Source organism: Bradyrhizobium sp. 23 (assembly GCF_023073295.1).
GTDB lineage: Bacteria > Pseudomonadota > Alphaproteobacteria > Rhizobiales > Xanthobacteraceae > Bradyrhizobium > Bradyrhizobium canariense_D.
In genome coordinates this window covers 9,341-30,099 of record NZ_JADPJF010000034.1, presented here as the reverse complement: position 1 = coordinate 30,099, position 20,759 = coordinate 9,341, and the positions used below count along the sequence as shown (strand labels likewise).

The 20,759-nt window shown below is 63.5% G+C and carries 23 protein-coding genes; 7 read left to right on the top strand and 16 right to left on the bottom strand.

Features of this window, described 5'->3' with window-relative positions:
* Positions 1–679, top strand: a 679-nt coding sequence (locus IVB32_RS05205; protein WP_247409943.1) for a PQQ-binding-like beta-propeller repeat protein, incomplete at its 5' end; no start/stop codon positions are given.
* A gap of 306 nt (positions 680–985) precedes the next feature.
* On the opposite strand, the gene IVB32_RS05200 is transcribed toward IVB32_RS05205, so the two are convergent.
* From IVB32_RS05200 to xoxF5, 7 genes are all read right to left on the bottom strand, one after another.
* Complete coding sequence (locus tag IVB32_RS05200; RefSeq protein WP_018460310.1) at positions 986–1,246, bottom strand: hypothetical protein; 261 nt, start codon at positions 1,244–1,246, stop codon at positions 986–988.
* 57 nt (positions 1,247–1,303) lie between these two features.
* A complete protein-coding gene (locus tag IVB32_RS05195) occupies positions 1,304–3,616 on the bottom strand; it encodes a molybdopterin cofactor-binding domain-containing protein (RefSeq protein WP_085384846.1) in 2,313 nt (770 codons plus the stop codon).
* A 1-nt stretch (position 3,617) separates the two neighbouring features.
* Positions 3,618–4,070: a (2Fe-2S)-binding protein gene (locus IVB32_RS05190; RefSeq protein WP_007601363.1), complete on the bottom strand. Its 453-nt coding sequence runs from the start codon at positions 4,068–4,070 to the stop codon at positions 3,618–3,620.
* 642 nt (positions 4,071–4,712) lie between these two features.
* On the bottom strand, positions 4,713–5,276 hold the full coding sequence (gene gfa / locus IVB32_RS05185; protein WP_018460308.1) for an S-(hydroxymethyl)glutathione synthase: 564 nt from the start codon (positions 5,274–5,276) through the stop codon (positions 4,713–4,715).
* Between the two features lie 33 nt (positions 5,277–5,309).
* On the bottom strand, positions 5,310–6,419 hold the full coding sequence (locus IVB32_RS05180) for an S-(hydroxymethyl)glutathione dehydrogenase/class III alcohol dehydrogenase (RefSeq protein ID WP_018460307.1): 1,110 nt from the start codon (positions 6,417–6,419) through the stop codon (positions 5,310–5,312).
* Between the two features lie 61 nt (positions 6,420–6,480).
* Positions 6,481–6,969 (bottom strand): c-type cytochrome, methanol metabolism-related, encoded by a 489-nt coding sequence (locus IVB32_RS05175; RefSeq protein ID WP_007601366.1) that lies wholly within the window; start codon positions 6,967–6,969, stop codon positions 6,481–6,483.
* A 109-nt stretch (positions 6,970–7,078) separates the two neighbouring features.
* Positions 7,079–8,884, bottom strand: a complete 1,806-nt coding sequence (gene xoxF5 / locus IVB32_RS05170; protein ID WP_018460306.1) for a lanthanide-dependent methanol dehydrogenase XoxF5 — start codon at positions 8,882–8,884, stop codon at positions 7,079–7,081.
* A 512-nt stretch (positions 8,885–9,396) separates the two neighbouring features.
* On the opposite strand from xoxF5, the gene IVB32_RS05165 reads away from it, so the two are divergent.
* Entirely contained in the window at positions 9,397–10,365 is a 969-nt protein-coding gene (locus IVB32_RS05165) for a helix-turn-helix domain-containing protein (protein WP_007601369.1), read from the top strand.
* Between the two features lie 58 nt (positions 10,366–10,423).
* On the opposite strand, the gene IVB32_RS05160 is transcribed toward IVB32_RS05165, so the two are convergent.
* The 5 genes from IVB32_RS05160 to IVB32_RS05140 form a co-directional block, all read right to left on the bottom strand.
* Positions 10,424–10,849, bottom strand: coding sequence for a hypothetical protein (locus IVB32_RS05160; RefSeq protein ID WP_085350671.1), 426 nt, complete (start codon positions 10,847–10,849; stop codon positions 10,424–10,426).
* A 130-nt stretch (positions 10,850–10,979) separates the two neighbouring features.
* On the bottom strand, positions 10,980–11,969 hold the full coding sequence (locus IVB32_RS05155) for a tripartite tricarboxylate transporter substrate binding protein (protein WP_085384845.1): 990 nt from the start codon (positions 11,967–11,969) through the stop codon (positions 10,980–10,982).
* Positions 11,970–12,082: 113 nt separating this feature from the next.
* Positions 12,083–13,012, bottom strand: a complete 930-nt coding sequence (locus IVB32_RS05150) for a transporter substrate-binding domain-containing protein (protein ID WP_018460303.1) — start codon at positions 13,010–13,012, stop codon at positions 12,083–12,085.
* A complete protein-coding gene (locus IVB32_RS05145; protein WP_018460302.1) occupies positions 13,009–13,365 on the bottom strand; it encodes a c-type cytochrome in 357 nt (118 codons plus the stop codon). Before IVB32_RS05145 ends, IVB32_RS05150 begins: the two co-directional genes overlap by 4 nt.
* A gap of 10 nt (positions 13,366–13,375) precedes the next feature.
* Complete coding sequence (locus tag IVB32_RS05140) at positions 13,376–15,040, bottom strand: methanol/ethanol family PQQ-dependent dehydrogenase (protein WP_247368970.1); 1,665 nt, start codon at positions 15,038–15,040, stop codon at positions 13,376–13,378.
* A gap of 345 nt (positions 15,041–15,385) precedes the next feature.
* Between IVB32_RS05140 and IVB32_RS05135 the strand changes: the two genes are divergently transcribed.
* The 4 genes from IVB32_RS05135 to IVB32_RS05120 all read left to right on the top strand — a co-directional run bounded on the left by IVB32_RS05135 (position 15,386) and on the right by IVB32_RS05120 (position 17,300).
* Complete coding sequence (locus tag IVB32_RS05135; protein ID WP_026233996.1) at positions 15,386–15,778, top strand: EF-hand domain-containing protein; 393 nt, start codon at positions 15,386–15,388, stop codon at positions 15,776–15,778.
* A 171-nt stretch (positions 15,779–15,949) separates the two neighbouring features.
* Complete coding sequence (gene pqqA / locus IVB32_RS05130; protein WP_018460299.1) at positions 15,950–16,030, top strand: pyrroloquinoline quinone precursor peptide PqqA; 81 nt, start codon at positions 15,950–15,952, stop codon at positions 16,028–16,030.
* A 36-nt stretch (positions 16,031–16,066) separates the two neighbouring features.
* Entirely contained in the window at positions 16,067–16,972 is a 906-nt protein-coding gene (locus IVB32_RS05125) for a hypothetical protein (protein ID WP_247368972.1), read from the top strand.
* A 118-nt stretch (positions 16,973–17,090) separates the two neighbouring features.
* Entirely contained in the window at positions 17,091–17,300 is a 210-nt protein-coding gene (locus IVB32_RS05120) for a hypothetical protein (protein ID WP_018460297.1), read from the top strand.
* A gap of 170 nt (positions 17,301–17,470) precedes the next feature.
* Here IVB32_RS05120 and IVB32_RS05115 read toward each other — a convergent pair whose 3' ends face one another.
* Genes IVB32_RS05115 through IVB32_RS05100 form a run of 4 tightly spaced genes read right to left on the bottom strand, consistent with a single transcriptional unit; the run spans position 17,471 to position 20,291 of the window.
* Positions 17,471–17,824: a hypothetical protein gene (locus tag IVB32_RS05115; RefSeq protein WP_018460296.1), complete on the bottom strand. Its 354-nt coding sequence runs from the start codon at positions 17,822–17,824 to the stop codon at positions 17,471–17,473.
* 47 nt (positions 17,825–17,871) lie between these two features.
* Positions 17,872–18,582 (bottom strand): ABC transporter ATP-binding protein, encoded by a 711-nt coding sequence (locus IVB32_RS05110; RefSeq protein ID WP_018460295.1) that lies wholly within the window; start codon positions 18,580–18,582, stop codon positions 17,872–17,874.
* Complete coding sequence (locus tag IVB32_RS05105) at positions 18,572–19,309, bottom strand: ABC transporter permease subunit (RefSeq protein WP_018460294.1); 738 nt, start codon at positions 19,307–19,309, stop codon at positions 18,572–18,574. The genes IVB32_RS05110 and IVB32_RS05105 overlap by 11 nt, the downstream gene beginning before the upstream one ends.
* A gap of 1 nt (position 19,310) precedes the next feature.
* Positions 19,311–20,291 (bottom strand): ABC transporter substrate-binding protein, encoded by a 981-nt coding sequence (locus IVB32_RS05100; protein ID WP_204513979.1) that lies wholly within the window; start codon positions 20,289–20,291, stop codon positions 19,311–19,313.
* 88 nt (positions 20,292–20,379) lie between these two features.
* Between IVB32_RS05100 and IVB32_RS05095 the strand changes: the two genes are divergently transcribed.
* Entirely contained in the window at positions 20,380–20,739 is a 360-nt protein-coding gene (locus IVB32_RS05095) for a hypothetical protein (RefSeq protein WP_018460292.1), read from the top strand.
* The last annotated feature ends 20 nt before the right edge of the window (positions 20,740–20,759 follow it).

Genomic DNA, 20,759 nt, shown 5'->3' with positions numbered 1-20,759 from the left:
CGCCGGTTGGCCGTTCGTCTCCACCGACGTCTGGAAGGGCATCGACGCCGAGAGTGGCAGGCCGGTCGTCGATCCCGCGCACAAGCCGATGGTCGGCAAGCGCGTGGAGTTCTGTCCGTCGCTGTGGGGCGGCAAGGATTGGCCCTCGGCGGCCTACAGCCAGAAGACCGGCCTCGTCTACGTGCCCGCCAACGAGAATTTCTGCGGCGGGTTCACCGGCGAGAAGGTTCCGCTCAAGCCCGGCGAACTCTGGCTCGGCACCAAGCCGGAGGACATCGGGCTGAAGACGAAGCCCGGGGCGGATCATTTCGGCGAGCTCCAGGCCTGGGACCCCGTTACGGGCAAGAAGATGTGGCAACACAACTTCCCGAAATCGCAGCTGTTCGGATCGGTGACGGCGACCGCGGGCGATCTCGTCTTCGTGGGCGGCACCAACGACCGCAACTTCCGCGCCTTCAACGCCAAGAGTGGCGAGCTGCTGTGGGAGCAGAAGACCAATTCCGGTATCATGGGCATGCCGGTGTCCTATGAGATCGACGGTACGCAATACATCGCGATCCAGTCGGGATGGGGCGTGGATGCGCAGCGCATCCAGGATGCCCTCGTGACCAACAATATCGGCATCGAAGCCAACGTGCCGCAGGGCGGCGTGATCTGGGTGTTCGCGCTGAAGAAATAGGCCCCGCTGGCGGATCGAAAGAAGCGGAGTGTCAGGGGGCAAATGCGGCGGACGGTAACGTCCGCCGCATTTTGCGTGGGCGTTGTCCCTTCTTCCCCTGCGGGAGAAGGTGGCGCGAAGCGCCGGATGAGGGGTTCTATCCGCGCGTCTCAATGTGCGGACCCGCGCAGGCATACCCCCCACCCACGCGTGATCGTGGCAACTGGCGTCGCTGCCCTCTCCCGCAAGGAAAGAGGGCACATCGATGCGCTTCGGCGAAGAAGTAGAGCCGATATTCGCGATGTCAAAACGCCGATGCTCAGATCGCTACTTCCCCTCGCGCTCGACCTTGTCCTTTTCCTTCTGGTTCATCTCGCGAACCTTGGGATCGGGATTGTGCTGTCCGGTAGTCTGGGTGGTCGAGGGCGGCGTGGCATTGGCGTTGGGCAGCGAGTTCTGGTCCGGCGTGCTGGGGCGCGTCGCCGTTGTCGGCGGCGTGGTGTTGCTCTGGGCGTATGCGCCAGTGGCCGTCAAAAGAAAGGCGCTCGACAGCAACGAGACTGCGAGCGCCTTTGGGATATGGGTCATCGATCTGCTCCTGTCAGATCGATGCAAACGGCGCGAGGCCGCCTTGTGTTCCCGCCTTTACGCTTCCAATTGCTTGCCGAGCGGAAGGCTGCGGATGCGCTTTCCGGTCGCGGCGAAGATGGCGTTCATCAGCGCCGGCGCGAATGGCGGGACGCCAGGCTCGCCCACGCCGCTCGGCGGCGTGTCGGGTCCTGGCGGCACGATGTAGACGTTGGTCACCGCAGGGGATTCGTCGATCCTGAGGACCTGGAAGTCGTCGAAGTTCTTCTGCTGCACCTTGCCGTCCTTGAAGGTGATCTCGCCGTATTTGGCGAGACTGAGCCCCATGATCGCCGCGCCCTCGATCTGGGAGGCGATGCGCTCGGGGTTGACATAGGTGCCGCAGTCGATGGCGGTGTCCACCCGCGGCACCGCCAGCTTGCCCTTGTCGTCGACGGCCACCTCGACGATGGTCGCGATATAGCTGACGAAGCTGCGGTGCACGGCGATGCCGAGGCCATGGCCCTTCGGCACTTGACGGCCCCATTCGCCCTTCTCGGCGACCAGCTCGACCACCTTGCGCAGGCGCGCGGTGTCGATCGGATAGCTGTCCAAGGGCTCGCCGTAGTTCCACATGTCCTTCACGGCGGGCTTGACGATGCGCGGGCTCCCGATCAGCGCGAGCAGCGTCTCCTTCTGGTCGCGGCCGGTCGCATGGGCGATCTCGCCCACCATCGACTGGACCGCGAAGGCGCGCGGGATGTTCGAGACCGAGCGGAACCAGCCGATGCGGGTGAACGCCGCGGCTTCCGGGTTCTCGCAGGAGATGTTAGCGATCTCGAACGGCATGTCGACGAGGCCCATGCCGAGCTCGAAGGGCGCCTCATGCTTTGCACCCGCCGCGAACGTCGAGGCGATGCTCGGGGCCACGCTGCGATGGCGCCAAGCGATCACCTTGCCGCTCTTGTCGAGCCCCGCCTCGATCCGTTCCACGGAGACCGTGTGCAGGAAATCGTGGCGGACGTCGTCCTCGCGCGTCCACTGCACCTTGACGGGTACGCCGAGCTCCTTCGACAGCAACGCGGCCTCGAGCGCAAAGTCGCATTTCGACTTGCGGCCGAAACCGCCGCCGAGCAGCGTGACGTTGACCGTGACATTGCCCTCGGGAATGCCGAGCGTCTTCGCGACGTCCTCGCGCGTACCGCCCGGGCTTTGCACCGGCGCCCAGATCTCCGCCTTGTCACCCTTGACGTCGGCGACCGCCACCGGCGGCTCCATGCTGACATGAGCAAGATGCGGCAGATAATATTCGCCGACGACGACCTTGTCGGCGCCCTTCAGAGCAGCCTCGGCATCGCCTTCCTGGCGCACCACAAGGCCCGGCTTGCGCGAGGCCTCCTCGAGCTCCTTGCGGTAGGCGACGGAATCGTATTTGCCGTTGGCGCCATCGTCCCAGGTCAGCTTCAGCGCGTCGCGACCCTTGATCGCCGCGCCGGTATTGCGCGCGATCACGGCAACGCCGCCGAGCGGCTGGAATTTCGACGGCCACGGCCAGCCGCGCACCTCCATCACCTTCTCCACGCCCGGGACCTTCAACGCCGCGTCCGGATCGAACGAGACCAACTTGCCGCCGGTCACCGGCGGGCGCGCGATCACGGCATACTTCATGCCAGGCAGCCGCACGTCGGCGCCGTAACGCGCTTTGCCGGTGGTGATGTCATGGAGATCGACGATGCCGATCTGGCCCTTGCCGAGATAGCGGAAGTCCTTGGGGTCCTTCAGCTTGAGCCCTTCGATGCTCGGGACCGACTCCTTGGCAGCGTCGGCTGCGAGCTCGCCGAACCCGAGCTTGCGGCTCGTCGCGCTGTGGACGACTTCGTGATTGACGGCCTTGACCTCGGTTGCCGGCACACCCCAGCGTTTCGCGGCGGCCTGCTCAAGCATGGTACGGGCGGAGGCACCGATCTGGCGCATCGGCATCAGATAATGCCGCGTGCTGCGCGAGCCGTCGGTGTCCTGGTTGCCGAACTTGACCTCGTCGCCATGGGCCTGTTCCACCTTGACCCGTGACCAGTCGGCTTCCATCTCCTCGGCCACGATCAGCGGCAGGCTGGTGCGCACGCCCGTTCCCATCTCGGCGCGGTGGGCGAGGATGGTGACGGTGCCGTCGGGCGCGACCGCGACGAATACGCGCGGATCGACCACGACGCCGTGCGGCATCTTGCCGGCGCCGGTCTCGTAGGCGAACGCCTGGCGCGACATCACGGGCGCCGCGAGCACAAAGCCGCCGGTGATGCCGAGCCCCTTCAGGATGCTGCGGCGCGAAACCTTCTCGACCTTGATGTTCTTCTCGAAGCCACGAAGCTTCTTCGGGTTGTCGATGAAATTCATGTCACACTCCCGTCGATGCGAGATGGACCGCATTCTCGATGCGCTGGTAGCAGCCGCAGCGGCAGATGTTGCCGGACATCGCCTCGCGGATCTGGTCGTGCGACGGCTTCGGGTTGTCCATCAGCAGCGCAGCCGCCTGCATGATCTGGCCCGCCTGGCAGAAGCCGCACTGGGGTACGTTGACCTGACGCCAGGCCTTCTGCACCGGGTGATCGCCGTTCGGATGCAGTCCCTCGATCGTCGTGATCTCGCGGCCGGCGACGTCGTTGATCGACGTGATGCAGGCGCGCACGGCTTCCTTGTCGACGATAACGGTGCAGGCGCCGCACAGGGCCTGGCCACAGCCGAACTTGGTGCCGGTCAGCCCGGCCTCGTCGCGCAGGAACCAGAGTAGCGGGAGATCCGGGTCGCCGTCCCAGCTCTGTTCCTGGCCATTGATCTTCACCTTGATCATGATCGTCCCTCGCTCTTCATAAGCTTGCCGATTTCAGATTTTCCAGATGCCGGTCGGTGGAACGCCCGCTGCGCGGCGTCGCGTTCCAGCCGTCCTCCCGCGCGGGCAGATCCCGGCAGGACTCAGAGGAATGCCAATGTCATGTCCGGATGTGCTCGATACCTCCCGTCGTGTTCTTGATTATTGAATTTCGCGCGGCATCGTCACGACGCGATCGTAGCAGGATCGCTTCGGTCTGGCGTTCACAGCCAAGTGTTTTCCAATCAGCTGTTCTCGACGGGAAAAGATTGCAACGAAGGTTTGTCAAAAGCAGGGCGCCCCATCGCGCCGCGCGCCTCTCGAGATGGGCGCACTAAAAAAAGAGCTTCGTCCGCCAGAAGACCTGTGCGGACGAAGCAGGATGCCTCAGTCGAGGGAGGGAGAAACGCAGGCCGCGGACTTCAAGCCGGAAGCCGGCGGCCCTGCGCAGTCATTCAGAGACCAGGACTGAGGGAGTTGACGGTCCCCACACAAGTGCAGTTGAAAAGCGGCGGCATCGCCGCGATTGTCCCGGGCCGGCTCCGTCCGCTCGCTGGGTGTGGTGGAACGCGAGCGGACGGGGCGCAGCAAACGTCAGGCGACCTTTGCTCAGGCGGCCTTTGCTTAAGCGGCCTTGGCTTTCGCCACGTGGGTCGCGATCGCGTCCATCAGCGCCGGTGACAGGCAGTCATAGGGCTCAAGTCCAAGCTCCTTGAACCGAGCCCGTATTCCGCCCATCTGCTCCGGCTTCACGCCCGATTCGATCACCGACGAGACGAAGGCGGCGAATTGCGGCGCCTGCGAACCCTGCTCCTGGAACAGTTCGGGGTGGATGAAGTCGAGGCCGTAGAACGGGTGATCCTTGTTCTCGATGCGGCCGTACATGTGCGTGCCGCAGGCCTTGCAGGCGTAGCGCTGGATCGTCGCCGATGGATCGACGATCTGGAGCTTGTCGCCGTTCTCGAGCACGGTGACGTTCTGGCGGGGTACCACGGCGACGACGGAGAAATTCGCCCCCTGCGGTTTCCAGCACTTGGTGCAGCCACAGGCGTGATTATGCGCGACGTCGCCCTTGACGGCGACCTTGACCTGATGGTCCTTGCATTTGCATGCGAGCGTGCCGCCGGCGAAGCTGCCGCTGCCCTGTTTGATGCCGTTATCGATCGAGGGATGGAGTGCAACAGTCATGGGTCGATCCTCCTTGGGGTGACGCTTTTCGAACTAGAACACGACGACTGAACGGATGGACTTGCCCTCATGCATCAGGTCGAAGCCTTTGTTGATGTCTTCGAGCTTGAGCGTGTGGGTAATCATCGGGTCGATCTGGATCTTTCCGTTCATGTACCAGTCGACGATCTTCGGCACGTCGGTGCGGCCCCGCGCGCCGCCGAAGGCGGTGCCGCGCCAGTTTCGCCCGGTGACGAGCTGGAACGGGCGGGTCGCGATCTCCTTGCCGGATTCGGCAACGCCGATGATGATCGAGGTGCCCCAGCCGCGATGGCAGGCTTCCAGCGCCTGGCGCATCACTGTGGTGTTGCCGGTGCAGTCGAAGGTATAGTCGGCGCCGCCGTCGGTCAGGGTCACGAGATGCGGGACGATGTCGCCGGTGATCTTCTTGGGATTGACGAAGTCGGTCATGCCGAACCGGCGTCCCCATTCCTCCTTGGAGTCGTTGATGTCGACGCCGATGATCTTGTCCGCGCCAGCCATCTTGGCGCCCTGGATCACGTTCAGGCCGATGCCGCCGAGGCCGAACACGACCACGTTGGAGCCCGGCTCGACCTTGGCGGTGTTAACGACGGCGCCGACGCCCGTGGTGACGCCGCAGCCGATGTAGCAGCTCTTGTCGAACGGCGCGTCCTCGCGGATCTTGGCGACCGCGATCTCCGGCAGCACGGTGAAGTTCGAGAAGGTCGAGCAGCCCATGTAGTGGTAGATCGGCTTGCCTTTGTAGGAGAATCGGCTGGTACCATCGGGCATCACGCCTTTGCCCTGCGTCGCGCGGATCGCGGTGCAGAGGTTGGTCTTCTGGCTGAGGCAGCTTTTGCATTGCCGGCATTCCGGCGTGTAGAGCGGGATGACATGGTCGCCCGGCTTCACCGAGGTCACGCCAGCACCGATCTCGCGGATGATGCCCGCGCCCTCATGGCCCAGGATCGACGGGAAAATTCCCTCGCTGTCGAAGCCGTCGAGCGTGTAGGCGTCGGTATGGCAGATGCCCGTCGCCTTGATCTCGACCAGGACTTCGCCGACCTTTGGTCCTTCCAGATCGACTTCGACGATCTCGAGCGGCTTCTTGGCTTCGAAAGCGACGGCGGCACGTGTCTTCATCTTAAGCTCCTTAAATTCCAGCAGGGCGCCCAGATCCAGGTCCTGGTCGGGCTCCGCACGTTCATTTCTTGCCCATGCACGAATCTTCGTTCTTGGTATAGGCGTCGTTCTTGTCCTCGTGCTTGCCGGGTCTTGTGCGGCCCCAGGCCTCGTTGGAGCGGGCGCGCAGGTAGACGTAGAGATCGTCCATGTAGCAGGCGACGTTCGGGTTATCGCCGAAGGCCGGCATCACGTTCTCTGCAGCAGTCGAGATGTTCTTGCGGCCGGAGGCGACGACGCCGAGAAAATCGGCATAGCTCATCGTCTTCAGCGAATCCTTCAACGCCGGGGCGTAGGTCGAGCCCATGCCGTCCGGGCCGTGACACACATGGCAATCCGAGTGATAGCGGCGGTATCCGGAATAGGTGTACCAGTCGACGGATCCGTCGGTGATCTTGTAGGTTGGGTTGCCTTCCTTGTCGGACCATTCGCCGGTTTCGTTCTGCTTGACGGCAGTCGGGTCACCTGATCCGTCAGCGACGGCAATTCCCCCGGACGCGACCAAGAACATCGCAGCAATGGCAGAGCAGATTTTACGCAAGAGATTTTCCTCGGAAGGCATTCGGTGAGACGAGCCGGCGCGTGGAGTTGATCCACGCGCCGGAGCGATGCTGAGAGGCCTAGTTGGGCAGCGAGAACACGGTCAGCGTACCGCCGAGTGCCGTGTAGTTGCTGAGCGCCGCGTAGCCACCGACGGCGCCGAGACCGGCGGTCGGATCGGTCAGGCCTGCCGCCAGACCGATGCCGGCCCAGCCGCCCACGCCGGAGAGCACTGCGACATACTGCTTGCCGCCGTTCTCATAGGTGGTGACGTTGCCGATGATGCCGGAGGGAGTCTTGAACTTGTAGAGCTCCTTGCCGGTCTTGGCGTCGACTGCCTTCAGGTAGCCTTCGAGCGTTCCGTAGAACACCACGTTGCCCGCGGTTGCGAGCGCACCCGACCAGACCGAGAACTGCTCCTTGTTCGACCAGACGATCTTGCCGGTCTTGCCGTCCCAGGCGATGAAGTTGCCCATGTGGGTTTCACCCTGTGGCGGATACATCGAGAGCGTTGCGCCCACGTAGGGCTGACCCGCGGTGTAGCTCACCTTGAACGGTTCGTAGTCCATGCAGACGTGGTTGGTCGGAACGTAGAACAGCTGCGTGTCCGGCGAGTAGGCTGCCGGCTGCTCGTCCTTGGTGCCGAGCGCGGCCGGGCAGATGCCCTTCACGTTGTGGTCCTCGCCCGCCTTGTCGGTCGAAGCTGCATCGAGCACCTTCGGGCGGCCGTAGGTCGGCGAGTTCTTGTCCATGTCGACGCCGGAGGTCCAGTTCACCTTCGGATCGTACTTTTCGGCGACCAGAAGCTCACCGGTGGCGCGATCGAGCGTGTAGCCGAGGCCGTTACGATCGAAATGCGTCAGCAGCTTGCGCGGCTGGCCGTTGATGGCCTGGTCCGAGAGGATCATCTCGTTGACGCCGTCATAGTCCCACTCGTCGTGGGGCGTCATCTGATAAACCCACTTGGCCTGGCCGGTGTCAGGGTTGCGAGCCCAGATCGTCATCGACCATTTGTTGTCGCCGGGACGCTGCTTCGGATTCCAGGTCGAGGGATTGCCCGACCCGTAATAGACGAGGTTCAGCTCGGGGTCGTAGGAGATCCAGCCCCAGGTGGCGCCGCCGCCGATCTTCCACTGATCGCCTTGCCAGGTCTTCAGGCTCGAGTCCTTGCCGACCGGCTTGCCGAGTGCGGTGGTCTTCTCTGCGTCGACCAGGATCTGATCGTCCGGTCCTTCAGAGTAGCCGCGCCAAGCCAGCTTGCCCGTCTTGATGTCGTAGGCGGTCATATGGGCTTGAACACCGAACTCGCCGCCGGAGATGCCGATCAGCACCTTGTCCTTGACGACCATGGGGGCCGAAGTACCGGTCTCGCCCTTGCTGGCGTCGCCGTTCTTCGCGGTCCATGCCACCTGACCGCTCTTGGCATCGAGCGCGACGAGCGTGGTGTCGGCCTGATGCAGGAAGATCTTGCCGTCGCCATAGGCCAGGCCGCGGTTGACCGTGTCGCAGCACATCACTGGGATTACGTTCGGATCCTGCTTCGGCTCGTACTTCCAGACGATCTTGTTCTCATTGGAAAGGTCAATAGCGTAGACCTTGTTTGGGAACGGCGTGTGGACGTACATCATGTTGCCGATGATCAGCGGGCCGCCTTCGTGGCCGCGCAGCACGCCGGTCGAGAAGGTCCAGGCGACCTGGAGCTTGCCTACGTTTTGTGCGTTGATCTGGTTCAGCTTGGAATAGCGGGTGTTGGCGTAGTCGCCGGTCGGCATCACCCAGTCTTTCGGGTTCTGCGACATCTTGAGCACTTCGTCGTTGGCCGACGCGCTGCCGACGGCGAGAGCCGCCGCGGAGCCAAGATAGGCCGCGAGTAGTACCTTGCGCATAGTCATTCCTCCATTGGTCTCGTTTATTGTTTCCGAAGCATTGCTTAATCGCCGGGCTTTTCGTCCGGCGTCTGCTCGTGCAGGGCGGTCACGATTGGACCAGAAACGATGCTGTGGTGTTTCCTCCTCCTGATGAGAGCCACGGGTCCACGTGCGGAGCGGCCCGTTCTTGTTGTTCCTGATACAATCCCTAACGACTTCGTCATCGGGAAACTTGCCCAAGAGAGAAGCTGGTTTGCTTGACAGCGCACGGGTCGGAAGTTTTTGATTTTGCAGTAGCGAATTCAGCGGCTTCCGCAACGCTTTGGCAGCGCCTTCACCGCTCAGGTTCCGCTTGACGGCGCTGCAACTAAGGCGGAGGATTAACTTACAAGGGTGGCAATGGAACGATGGCGCTCGTTCTAGAAGATCGCTCAAAATCGAGGTAAACGTCACGCAATCACGGTTCAGGGCTCCGGCAGCGCGGCTCGCGATTCGCGTCAAATCTCCGGATCAAACCAGTGGCTGGATTAATGTCCGACACGATTCACACGCTCTCGACGACGGGCATGACGCCGAAACGTCAGATCCAAAGCTGGATCGACGGGCTGACCAGCCTGTGTGGGCATTTCGACGTAGATCCGCTGGAAGCGTCTTCGCTCGAAGGCCGCATCGACTACACCAGCGTCTCGCGTCTGAAGCTCTGCCAGATCGAGGTCAGCCAACATCGCATCGCGCACACGCTGGCGCGCGCCAAGGCCAATGAACACCCGTATATCAAGATCCACTTCCAGACTTACGGCGTGTCCTATTTCGAGCAGGAAGGCCGCCACATCGAGCTGAACCCGGGCGACATCATCGCCTATGACGTCTCCTGTCCGCATTCGATCATCAGTCCCGCTTTCACGCGCCATGACGTGGTGATCGTGCCGAAGGCGCTGCTGCGCGACCGTGGATTCCCGTCGCAGCGAATGCCCGCCTGCAAATTGACCTCACGCACGGGGACGGGGCGCATCGCCCATGATTTCGTCCATGCGACCTTCGACGAGGCGGCCAAGCTGTCGGCGAACAGTGCGGTCGGCGTCGCCGATTCGCTGATCGACCTCTTGCTGCTGCCGCTGCGCGAGGCCGACACGATGCTCGATCGCGTCGGACCCGAAGCGACCTATGTGCGCGCGCAATTCTTCATCCGCGAGCATTTGCGCGATCCGGATCTGTGCATCGACCAGATCTCCGGCGAACTGGGCTGCTCCAAGCGTTATCTGCACATGCTGTTCTCGGAGCGCGGCACCACGGTGAGCGACTACATCTGGCAGGCGCGTCTTCAGAATTGCCGCCAGGAGCTCGAGGCCCACGCCGGCAAGACCATTACCGACGTCGCGTTCTCCTGGGGCTTCTCCAGCTCATCGCATTTCAGCCGGGTGTTCCGGAAATATTTCGGCGTAGTGCCGTCCTCGATCCACAAGGCGCAACAGGGCGCGGTTGCGGCGGACGAGCACTAGGCAAACGCCAGGTTCGGAGTCGACGCGACGGTTGACCGTCACGCGCCCGCGATGTCTCTCATGCCGATATGGCGATGTAGGGAATGCTGGTCAGGAGAGCGACGAGCAACACCGCGTTGCCCAGCATTCCACTCCAATGCAGTCGGCGTAGCCGGCGCGGGGCCTCGGCATCGCCGGCGTCCCTGGCGCTGAGCTGTTCGTCCATCTGTTGCATGAACCAGCGGCGCCCATAGATCGCCAAGGCTGCAAGGAGGCCAACGCCCATCGCTGCGACCAGACGACCGTCGAGCAGGAAAGCGACCGCTCCGATGATTCCGGCAACGCGCATCACCAGAAAATGCGCATTGAACATTCCGCGCAAAAGCTGGGCGACGGGCTGGATATCCAGCTTCACCAGCAGGAAGGCCGGAGACGCCAGGGTGAAATAGCCCATCGGAAAGAGTAGGATGATCATGACGGCTACGGCAACGCCATCCGGTGTCATGGGATCGGCCTTTCTCGTCCGCGCCGGCGAGACCTTCCCGCCAGCGTCGCACAATCATAGCGGGAAAATGCGCTTCCGGCACTAGGCTTTGGTCGGACGCCGCGCTGCGAAGGGCGTCATGCCTCGCGGTTCAGGCGGGTTCGAGGCCGAGCGATCGCGCGCTCTCGATCCAGATCGGCAGCTCGCGCTGATACAGGGCGTTGGTTTCCTTGAAGCCGATCGCGGGTTCGAGCACGAACGTGTTGAGAACCTCCTTCACCTTCGGATCGCTGTTGGCAGCGACGCAAAGCTCCGCCAGGCGGTCGACGACCGGCTGCGGTGTCGCTTTCGGCACGGCCCAACCGGAGAAGCCGCTGACGGTGAAGAATTTCGACGTCGCGCCCTGCTCGGGGAGGGTCTTGATATCAGGGATGGCGTCGACCTTCTTCGAATGCACCGCGAACACGGTGCCGCGATCGCTTTGCAAGACCGATTGCGCTGCGGTGTAGCTGCCCATGGCCACATCGAGCGTACCTTCCAGCATGCCCGTCCACATCGGGGCTTCGCCGCGATAGTGGATCGGCTCGATGGCAAGGCCATACTGCTTGTTGAGCTCGTGGACCGTCATATGCGGGGCCGAGCCCGCGCTATAGGTGCCGAAGTTGACTTTGCCGCTCTTGCGCGCAAAGGCGACGAAATCCTCCAGCGTCTTGACGCCGGTTTTCGGGTTCGCCACCAGCAACAGGCCGGCGCCCGGAATGACGCTGACCAGCGTCAAATCCTTGTCCATGTCGTAGCCGGGAGTCTTCATCACCACCCGGTTCATGATGTAGGTGGTCGAGATCGAGCACAGGATTGTGTGGCCGTCGGGCTCTGCGCGGGCGACCTCCGCCGTCCCGATCGCGCCGGCGGCACCGGGCTTGTTCTCGACGACGACGGTCTTTCCGACCTGCTTGGCAATGAATTCACCATAGGCGCGCGCGAGCAGATCGGTCTGTCCGCCGGCGGGATAGCTGCAAATCATGCGGATCTGCCGCGATGGCCACGCAGCCTGCGCCGAGGCGCCACGCGAGACGAAAGGCATCGCGAGTGTGGTGGTGCCGGCGGCGATGAAGCGGCGGCGATCGAGTTTTGCGGACATGATTCTCTCCCGGGTTGTCGCCGACGGTACTGCATCGGGTCGCCTCTGCCATGGGTGGCTGGCGAGACAGATTGGCGCATTCGAAGGGCCGCGCTGGGTGCGCCAGCTGTCCACTAGCGCTGAATGATCTTCAACCAGACGTCGCCAAGGATCGCAGGCTCCCGCGGCGGCAGATAGCTCAGCCCCGCCTGTGTGCCGAATTCGGCGATCTTGCCCTCGGCAGCAAGCCCGGTCAGCGCCTTGTTGACGGCGTCGAGCAGTGCGGGATCGCTGGCCAGCCCGACATAGCCGCGATTGGCCCCGATCGGATAGTAATAGCCGGACGCGGTGATCGCCGTGTCGGGGTGCGCGGCGCGATGGGCGTCGAAGCGGCCGAGGTCGATCAGCGTCGCGTCATAATCGCCACGGGCAAGTGCGCCGAGGAGATCATCGCGGCCGGGGACGAGATGCGTGATGTCGTCGATCAGGCGCCCCTTGTCGAAGGTCATGAGGATCGCATCGCCGAGCGAGCCGCTCTCGATGACGAGGCGCAGGCCGGCGAGATCTCCGATATCGCCGATGTTGCGACCCCGCGCCTTCGGCCCGAGCACGACCGTCATCGGCGAGTAGACATAGGGCTGGCTCGGCGCGAGCACGCCGAGCGCGACGCGGCGGCGCCGGTCGTCGCGCGTGGCGCCGGCAAAATCCGGCAAGCGCGCCGTTTTCATGCCGGGCTTGACGAGGGAGTCCGTCGTCAGCGCGTAGCCGCCGACGAGCGAGCAACGCCCATCGGACAGCAGCGCATTGGCCTCGAGCTGCGGGCTCGAATCCTCGTCCAGCTTGCTCTCGAACCACTGGATCGTCAGCGGCCGTCCGAGCCGGTCGGCGATCGCCTGCGCCAGCAGCACGTCGAAACCCGAGCCGGGCTTGCCCTTGTGATGCACGGAGAGCGGCGGCCTGACCTCGTCGAGACAAATCTTGAGCGGATCGTCGGCCGCGCGTGCAGCTGCGGCCGCCGCCGCGAGAATCGCGGCAATGCTCCAAACGGCCAGCCAGCGCCTCATGGTTTTCTCCGGCTCGAGATGAAGGCCCAGAGATTCCCGATCTCCTCGTCGCTGAGAATGTCAGCCCAGGGCGGCATCTTGTTGTTCTTGCCGTTCTTCACGGTGGTGACGAAGCGCGTCTTGTCGTCGGGGAAGGCGCGCAGGTCCGGCGTGATGGTGCCGGGGTTCATCATGTTGGGGCCGTGGCAGTGCGAGCATTTCTCGGCATAGGTCGACTTGCCGTGGTCGATCTGTGCCTGCACGGGATTGCCGGTTGAATCATCCGCGGCACGAACGGTCGCCGCAAGCGCGACCGTCAGCACCGCGACGGCGGCGAGGATCGCCACCGTCTTGTGAGATAGCTTTCTCAGCATCGTGCCGTGGTTATTGCTTGACCGCAAAAACCCAAAGTGAGCCGCCGGGCGGGACTTTGGCCAGCCGTTCGTCGCCGGAGAACAGCGAGTAGACGCCGCCATAGCCGCTCGTCACGGCGACATACTGCACGCCGTCCTGCTGCCAGGTCACCGGTTGTCCCTCGATGCCCGAGCCGGTCTGGAACTGCCAGAGCTTCTTGCCGGTATCGGCATCGAAGGCCTCGAACTCGCCGGTCAGCGCGCCCGAGAACACGACACCGCCCGCGGTCGACAGCACGCCGGAGAAGCGCGGGATGTCGCTGGGTGCTTCCCACTTCGCCTTGCCGGTCATGGGATCGATCGCCTTCAGATGACCGCGCGGGCCGTCACCCCATTCCCAGAGATCGGTGAGGTCCATGCCGAGATACCATTCACCCTGCTTGAAGGTGGCGGGTTCGGTCTTGTACCTGCCGCCGAAGGCGAGCGTGTTGGCGTAGGCGAGGCCGGTCTGCGGATTGAACGACATCGGCTCCCAGTTCTTGCCGCCGAGGATCGACGGATAGACGGTCACCTTCTTGCCCTCACGCGCATCCTTCGAGACGTCGGTCTCGATGGGACGTCCGGTCTTCATGTCGATTCCCGTCGCCCAGTTGACCTTCACGTAAGGATTGGCCGCGAGCAGCTTTCCGTTGGTGCGGTCGAGCACGTAGAAGAAGCCGTTGCGGTTGGCGTCCATCAACACCTTGGTCGGCTTGCCCTCGACGTTCATATCGGCGAGGACCATCTCGGCCACGCTGTCATAGTCGAACGGATTGTTGGGCGAGAACTGGTAGTGCCACTTGATCTTGCCGGTCTTGGAATCAATCGCCAGCACGGAGCAGGTGTAGAGGTTGTCGCCCGGGCGTACCGCCGAGTTGAACGGTCCGGGATTGCCGATACCCCAGTAAACCGTGTTCAGCTCGGGATCATAGGAGCCCGTAATCCAGGTCGAGCCACCGCCGAGCTTCCAGGTATCGCCCTTCCAGGTGTCGCCGCCGGGCTCATCCGGAGAGGGGATCGAATGGGTGCGCCACAGGTGCTTGCCCGTTGCGGGATCCCAGCCGTCGATGAAGCCGCGGGTGCCGAACTCGGCGCCGGAGATGCCGGTGATCACGACGCCGTCGGCGACCAGCGGCGCCACCGTCATCGAATAGCCTTCCTTGATATCGGCCGCCTTCTGTCGCCACAGCTCTTTGCCGTCCTTGGCGTCGAGCGCGATCACGTTGGCGTCCAGCGTGGTGCGGAACACCTTGCCCTCATAGAGTGCTGCGCCGCGATTGATGATGCCGCAGCAGACGATGCGCGGCGTTTCGGCAGGATACTCGACCTTGGATTTCCAGATCTGCTTGCCGGTCTTGGCGTCGACCGCCATGGTCGCGTTGTGCGACGTCACGTAGATCACGCCCTGGTACACCAGCGGCTGCGATTCCTCGCTGCGATCGTCGTTGAAAGAGTAGTTCCAGACCGGGACAAGGTTCTTGACGCTGTCCTTGTTGATCTGGTTCAGCGTCGAGAAACGCTGAAGATTGTAGCCCATCCCGTAGTTGAGAACGTTCGATGTATCGGTCGCGCCTTTGACCAGCTGCTCGCTGGTTTGTGCACTTGCACAAGTCGATGCAAGCATGACGAGGCTCGCGGCCATCGCAAAGCGTTTCATCCGTCCCTCCCAATATGCGCGCCTATTGACGCTGCGACAGCAACACTCCGCCCGAATGCAAAACGCGTCAATACGAAAGTCGTAATTGCGATGCCGATATGGTAGGCGGCGCGGGATGCCGTCACCTGACGGAGACCTGACAAAGCAACTCTCACTTGTGCGCAGGCGCTGAAGAAATTCCGCGGCATGGAGCAGAGCGCGTGCGCCACGGCAGCGGTCGCGCCGACGGGTTCTGCAAGTTGTGCGGTGCGCAGGCTGCAATTCGGGACTTGAACCGAGGCTCGCTTGTGGACTTATGTCGTTTCGATCCGGTTCGAATCGGAGCTCTTGGTGAGGGAGGTTTTCATGATATCGCGTCGCTCTGTTGCACTTGCGCTCACGATTGCACTGCTGTCCGGTCCGGCATGGTCGGCCTCCGGCAACGCGGTCAAGACGTTCGATACCGACAATGACGGCACCCTCGATCTTGCCGAGGTGAAGAAGGCGGCGGCGGCGTTGTTCGCCAAGCTCGATCCCGATCACGACGGCACGCTCGACGCCCGCGAATTGCGCGGACGGTTAACAGCGAAAGAACTCGCCGCCGCCGATCCCGATCGCGACGGGACTCTCACGCTCGACGAATATCTCTCGGTGGTGGAGCAGCGCTTCAACGCGGCGAATCCCGACAAGGATGGAACGCTGGATGCGAAGGAGCTGAACTCGCGCGCCGGTCGCGCGCTGCTGCGCTTGTTGCGGTGAGAACCGCGCCGCTTGACTGGGAGCGAAGGCGAGTTGCCCGAGAGAGAAATTTGCAAGCGCGATGCGACAGTTCGCTGTGTCAACGGTGCGATTCCAGACTTGCGCTGTGGCTGACGCAGCCCTAGGTTTTCGCCGGCGCGATGTCGCGCTCAATCCCTTGGGAGTCCCCGAATGGCCTGGAAAGCTCCGAAGATCGTGGAAGTGCCGGTCGGCATGGAAATCAACATGTACGCCTGCGCTTTGCGCAAGTAAGACCACAAGTAAGACTGACGACCTGCCGCGGCTTCGATGGCAACCACCGTCGAAGCCGTGGTAGTGTCGGGGATGCGCGCGAGAGCCCTTACATTCTGGACCATAGCCGCCTGCACCGTCGCGCTCGCGCCGGCATGCGTCCGCGCCGAAGAGGGCTTCGATACCGAACACATCTTCGGCTTCATGATCGGTACCGATGTCGGCAATCCCGGCGAGCGCGAATTCCAGACTCAGACGACAGGCCGATTCGGCAAAGGAGGCGGGACCTATCGCGCCCTCTCGCAGGAGGTCGAGATCGAGATCGTGCCGCTGCCGAACTTTCGCATCGAGGTCGGCGGCACTGCCACCCTGCACGACATCACCGGCGTCCCCGACATCGGCGACCGCCGCCAGTTCAATTTTCAGGGCGCTTCGCTCGACCTGCGCTATCGCCTGCTCGATCGCGAGCGCGCGCCATTCGGGTTGACCGTCGCCGCCGAACTCCATGGCGACCGCATCGACGAGACTTCTGGAGCAAAAGGGCGGATGTACGGTACCGATTTCACGCTCGCCTTCGATCGCGAGCTGATCCCGAACTTCGCCATCGGGGCGCTCAACCTGATCTATCAACCCGAATGGGCGCGTTTCGAAATGGCGGGACTGTCCGAAAAGAGTTCGACCATCGGCGCGGCCTTCGCCGGCCTGGTGCGCGTGCGGCCCGATGTGCTGCTCGGCGGCGAGGTGCGCTACTTCCGGCAGTACGAAGGCATCGGCCTCGGCGAGTTCGCAGGACAGGCGCTCTTCGTCGGTCCGACCGCTTATTTCCAGCTTTCCGAGCGCTCGCGCCTGACCATGAGCTGGAGCATGCAGGCATGGGGCCGGCCGGTCGGATCGGGCGGCAATCTCGACCTCGTCAATTTCGAGCGCCACCAGGCAAGGCTGGTCTTTGGAGTTAATTTCTAGCGCTCGGGGAGAGTTGACAGGCAATTCCCGCTTTATTTCGGGCGGCCGGATTGAAACTTCCCGCTCATCGGAACGTAATCTTTTGTGCTAACTTCATCGCCTCTGCGAGGATCCCGGCATGAATCCGATCGACCTGGTGGTGACTGTGTGTGCGTTGCTCTCGCCAGCGACCTGCGAGGAGCAACATCTGGTGTTCAACTATGCGGGGTCGCCGACGCAATGCGCGATGGCTGCGCCGCCCTATATCGCGCAATGGATTGGTGACCATCCGAAGTGGCAGGCGGTGCGGTGGCGCTGCGAATATCCGCATCCGAACGACAAGGCGTAAAGCCCTGAGCTGCGTTGCCGGTCGCGACTGGCTTAGGTCCTCATCCTGAGGAGCTTGCGAAGCAAGCGTCTCGAAGGATGGCCGCAGGGCGACAGACGGGCCTGCATGGTTCGTGACGCGCGTTCCGCGCTCCTCACCATGAGGGGATAACGCTCGTAACGCAGCCCCCGTTACTTGCTGCAGTCCTTCAGATCCTTGTCGGCGATCGAGAACACCGCATCCGCCTTGATCTCGATGTCGCGCACGATGCATTGCCGCGCATTGGGATAGCTGACCCTGGCGTCGTAGCGGCCGGGCTCGACGCCGGTGATGCGCAGCCGCTCGTCGTGGTCGACCTCCTTGTCTTTGTCGTTCAGGCACTGGTTCGGCCCCCACTCGGTCTTCCCGGCCGGGGAGAGCTGGAAGCCGGAGATCGCCTCCGTCGTCAGATTCCAGAGCCGGATACCCTTGCCCTTGGCCTGGGCGAGCGCCGCGCCCGGCATCGCAACCAACAGGATGCCGATCGCAATCAGCGTACGCCGCATGATGACCCTCCCGCGAAGATGTCGTTGGTCCAATTGACCATGAGTTCTCATTGCGATTCAAGCTGCAACGCCGCGAGCTCGGCCCTGATCTTGCCGAGTTCGGCCTCGCTGCGCTCCGCGCGCGGGATGGCAATCGGCACCTCGCGCACGATGCGCGCCGGTCGCGGCGACAGCAAGAACAGGCGGTCGCCGAGCCGGATCGCGTCATCCAGACTGTGGGTGACGAGCAACGTCATCACCGGACGGCGCGCCACCAGCGTCGCGATCTCGTCGCGCAAACGGCCGGCGAGTGCGTCGTCGAGCGAGGCGAGGGGCTCGTCGAGCACGAGCAGGTCAGGCTCGACGGCAAAGGCGCGAGCGAGCGCGACGCGCCGGGCGAGGCCAAGCGACAGCTCGCCTGGAAAATGACTGCGATGCGCGTCCAGCTCCAGGATCCTGAACAGCTCGGCGAGCTTGGCGTCGGTGACATCGGGTGCCGCAAGCCGCACATTCTGCTCGACCGAGCGCCATGGCAGCAGCCGCGGCTCCTGGAAAACCATACCGATCCGCGCTTCCGGCGGGCGCGAGACGCGTCCCTCGAAATCGCGGTCGAGGCCGAGGATAATGCGCAGCATCGTGCTCTTGCCGCAGCCGGACGGTCCGATCAGCACGCCGACCTCGCCGGATTGAAGCGCGAAGCTGACCGGCGCGAGCACCTCCTGCGTCCCGCCCGCGGCACTCTTGAACCTCTTGCCTGTGATATCGACCTCAAGCCGCACGGGGTCGCCATCGTGTTGCGCGGGCTTCGAACGGTTGCACCAGCGCGGTCTCGATCACGAGCACGACGGCGGCGAAGGTTAGCGAATAGGCCAGCAGCCGCGGCGTGTCGAACAGCTGGAAGGCGACGCCGATCTCGAAGCCGACGCCGTTGGGTCGCCCCAGGAGTTCGGCGACCAGCACGATCTTCCACACCAGCGACAATCCGGAGCGGGCTGAGGCTGCGATATAGGGCGCCAGTTGCGGCAGCACGACGTGGCGGAAAGCGCGCCAGCGCGGCATCGCGAACACGCTCGCCATCTCGTCGAGCGAGCGGTCGAGCGCGCGCGCGCCCTCGCGCAGGGTGACGATGGCGGTCGGCAACTTGTTGATGGCGATCGCCGCGATCGCTGCGGCTTCGGTGAGCCCGGCCCAGATATAGGCCAGCACGATCACGACCAGCGCGGGCAGGTTCAGGAGCAGGATTAGCCAGGGATCGCCGAGCCGGTCGGCGAGCTTCACCCGTCCCATCAGATAGCCGATGGCGCTGCCGAGCGACATCGCCAGCACGAAGGCGAGGCTTACGCGGGCAAGCGTTGCGCCGAGATGCAGGAACAGCGCGCCGCTCGATGCTTCCGCGACGACGACGTCGAGCACGGCGGGCGGGGAGGGCAGCTTCGCGGCGCCGACGAAGAGGGCGGCGATCCACCAGATCGCGAGCAACAGGGCAAACGACAGAAGACGCAGCACCTCACTCCCCGGCAACTGCGTGAAAGAACGTGCCGGGATCGAGCTCGGCAGCCGGGCCGACGAGGTCGCGGCCGCCGGTCTCGGCCAGCACGCGGTAGAGCACGCGCGCGTCCCTTTCTTCGTCATCGATGCTCCGGCGCGGAATGCCGTCGCGATAGCGCTCGCGATAAGTCTTGAGCAGGGTGGCATCGCTCGTGCCGGTGAGCGGTGCGATCTTGTCCCAGGCGGCATCGGAGGTCACCAGCAGCTGCTTGGCCTTGCGGGTCATCGCGATGAAGCGCGCCACCGCATCGCGATGACTTGCCGCCCAGGTTTCGTCGAAGACATAGCCGACCGCGGAGACCGCGCCCTTGGCGCCGAGTTTCGGCAATATGTCCTCGATACCGGCAAGGCGTCTAAAACCCTTGGCCTCCAGCTGTGCGCAGAAATTCCAGAAATTGAGGCTCGCATCCATCTCGCCGTCGAGCGCCTTGGCGGCGAGCAGAGGCGGAGCACCATAGACGATGGTCGCCTCCGATTTCAGGTCGATGCCGTCCTGCTTCATGCGCGCCTGGAGCAGCAGCCAGCTCTTGTCGATGGGACCGCCGCCGACGGCGAGCTTGCGGCCCTTCAAGTCGGCGAGCGACTTGATCGGCGAGGAGGCCGGCACCATCACCGCGCCGAGCGCGCTGGAATAGGGATAGAAGGTGAGCTTGGCGCCAAGCGTGCGCTCGCGAGACACCCACAGCCAGTCGGAGAGGATGATGTCGGCATTGCCGGCGCGCAGCGCGATCTTGCCGGCCTCGGGGCTCGCAAGCTCGGCGACGTCGAGCGACAGGTCGGCCTCCTTGTCGAGGCCGTTGGCGCGGATCGCGGCCAGCTCCCAGGAGAATGTTCCGGTCTTCTGCACCGCAAGGCGAATCGTATCCGCGGCGCGGCCGGGCCCGGTTAGCGTCAGCGCCAGCGCCACCGCGAGCGCCAATGATCCACCAAATGTTCTCATCACGTTGTGAGCCGTTTCCTCTGACAGAAGTGCTTTTCAGGACAATACGCATAGCATAGCTTCCGTCGCAACCAGCGGGAGGACGCTCATGAATCTGGCCGGACAGCTACGACCGATTGTCGCCGCATTGGCGGTGTGGGCTGCGACCGCGCTCGCCGCGCAGGCTGAACAGGCCAATGATTATCCGACGTCGGCGCGTGCCGAGTATGTCTATGGCTGCATGAAGGCGAATGGCGAGAGCCGGCAGGCGATCGAACAATGTTCCTGCTCGATCGACGTGGTGGCCTCGATCGTGTCCTATGAGCGCTACGTTACCGCAGAAACCGCGCTCAGCATGTCCCAGGTCCGCGGCAATCTCGGCGTCCAGTTCCGCACCTCGGAGCAGGCGAACTCGGCCGTGAATGATTTGAGGCGTGCCCAGGCGGAAGCCGAGGTGAGGTGTTTCTGACCGCTTGGTTGTACGACCAC

Excerpts from the sequence above, each read along its gene's own strand:
- IVB32_RS05160 (WP_085350671.1), bottom strand. The coding sequence starts at position 10,849 with ATGACACCGGATGGCGTTGCCGTAGCCGTCATGATCATCCTACTCTTT.
- IVB32_RS05155 (WP_085384845.1), bottom strand. The coding sequence starts at position 11,969 with ATGTCCGCAAAACTCGATCGCCGCCGCTTCATCGCCGCCGGCACCACC.
- IVB32_RS05200 (WP_018460310.1), bottom strand. The coding sequence starts at position 1,246 with ATGACCCATATCCCAAAGGCGCTCGCAGTCTCGTTGCTGTCGAGCGCC.
- IVB32_RS05125 (WP_247368972.1), top strand. The coding sequence starts at position 16,067 with ATGGCAACCACCGTCGAAGCCGTGGTAGTGTCGGGGATGCGCGCGAGA.
- IVB32_RS05165 (WP_007601369.1), top strand. The coding sequence starts at position 9,397 with ATGTCCGACACGATTCACACGCTCTCGACGACGGGCATGACGCCGAAA.
- IVB32_RS05115 (WP_018460296.1), bottom strand. The coding sequence starts at position 17,824 with ATGCGGCGTACGCTGATTGCGATCGGCATCCTGTTGGTTGCGATGCCG.
- IVB32_RS05135 (WP_026233996.1), top strand. The coding sequence starts at position 15,386 with ATGATATCGCGTCGCTCTGTTGCACTTGCGCTCACGATTGCACTGCTG.
- IVB32_RS05195 (WP_085384846.1), bottom strand. The coding sequence starts at position 3,616 with ATGAATTTCATCGACAACCCGAAGAAGCTTCGTGGCTTCGAGAAGAAC.
- pqqA (WP_018460299.1), top strand. The coding sequence starts at position 15,950 with ATGGCCTGGAAAGCTCCGAAGATCGTGGAAGTGCCGGTCGGCATGGAA.
- xoxF5 (WP_018460306.1), bottom strand. The coding sequence starts at position 8,884 with ATGCGCAAGGTACTACTCGCGGCCTATCTTGGCTCCGCGGCGGCTCTC.
- gfa (WP_018460308.1), bottom strand. The coding sequence starts at position 5,276 with ATGACTGTTGCACTCCATCCCTCGATCGATAACGGCATCAAACAGGGC.
- IVB32_RS05120 (WP_018460297.1), top strand. The coding sequence starts at position 17,091 with ATGAATCCGATCGACCTGGTGGTGACTGTGTGTGCGTTGCTCTCGCCA.
- IVB32_RS05175 (WP_007601366.1), bottom strand. The coding sequence starts at position 6,969 with ATGTTCTTGGTCGCGTCCGGGGGAATTGCCGTCGCTGACGGATCAGGT.
- IVB32_RS05190 (WP_007601363.1), bottom strand. The coding sequence starts at position 4,070 with ATGATCAAGGTGAAGATCAATGGCCAGGAACAGAGCTGGGACGGCGAC.
- IVB32_RS05145 (WP_018460302.1), bottom strand. The coding sequence starts at position 13,365 with ATGCTGAGAAAGCTATCTCACAAGACGGTGGCGATCCTCGCCGCCGTC.
- IVB32_RS05095 (WP_018460292.1), top strand. The coding sequence starts at position 20,380 with ATGAATCTGGCCGGACAGCTACGACCGATTGTCGCCGCATTGGCGGTG.
- IVB32_RS05150 (WP_018460303.1), bottom strand. The coding sequence starts at position 13,012 with ATGAGGCGCTGGCTGGCCGTTTGGAGCATTGCCGCGATTCTCGCGGCG.
- IVB32_RS05180 (WP_018460307.1), bottom strand. The coding sequence starts at position 6,419 with ATGAAGACACGTGCCGCCGTCGCTTTCGAAGCCAAGAAGCCGCTCGAG.
- IVB32_RS05100 (WP_204513979.1), bottom strand. The coding sequence starts at position 20,291 with ATGAGAACATTTGGTGGATCATTGGCGCTCGCGGTGGCGCTGGCGCTG.
- IVB32_RS05140 (WP_247368970.1), bottom strand. The coding sequence starts at position 15,040 with ATGAAACGCTTTGCGATGGCCGCGAGCCTCGTCATGCTTGCATCGACT.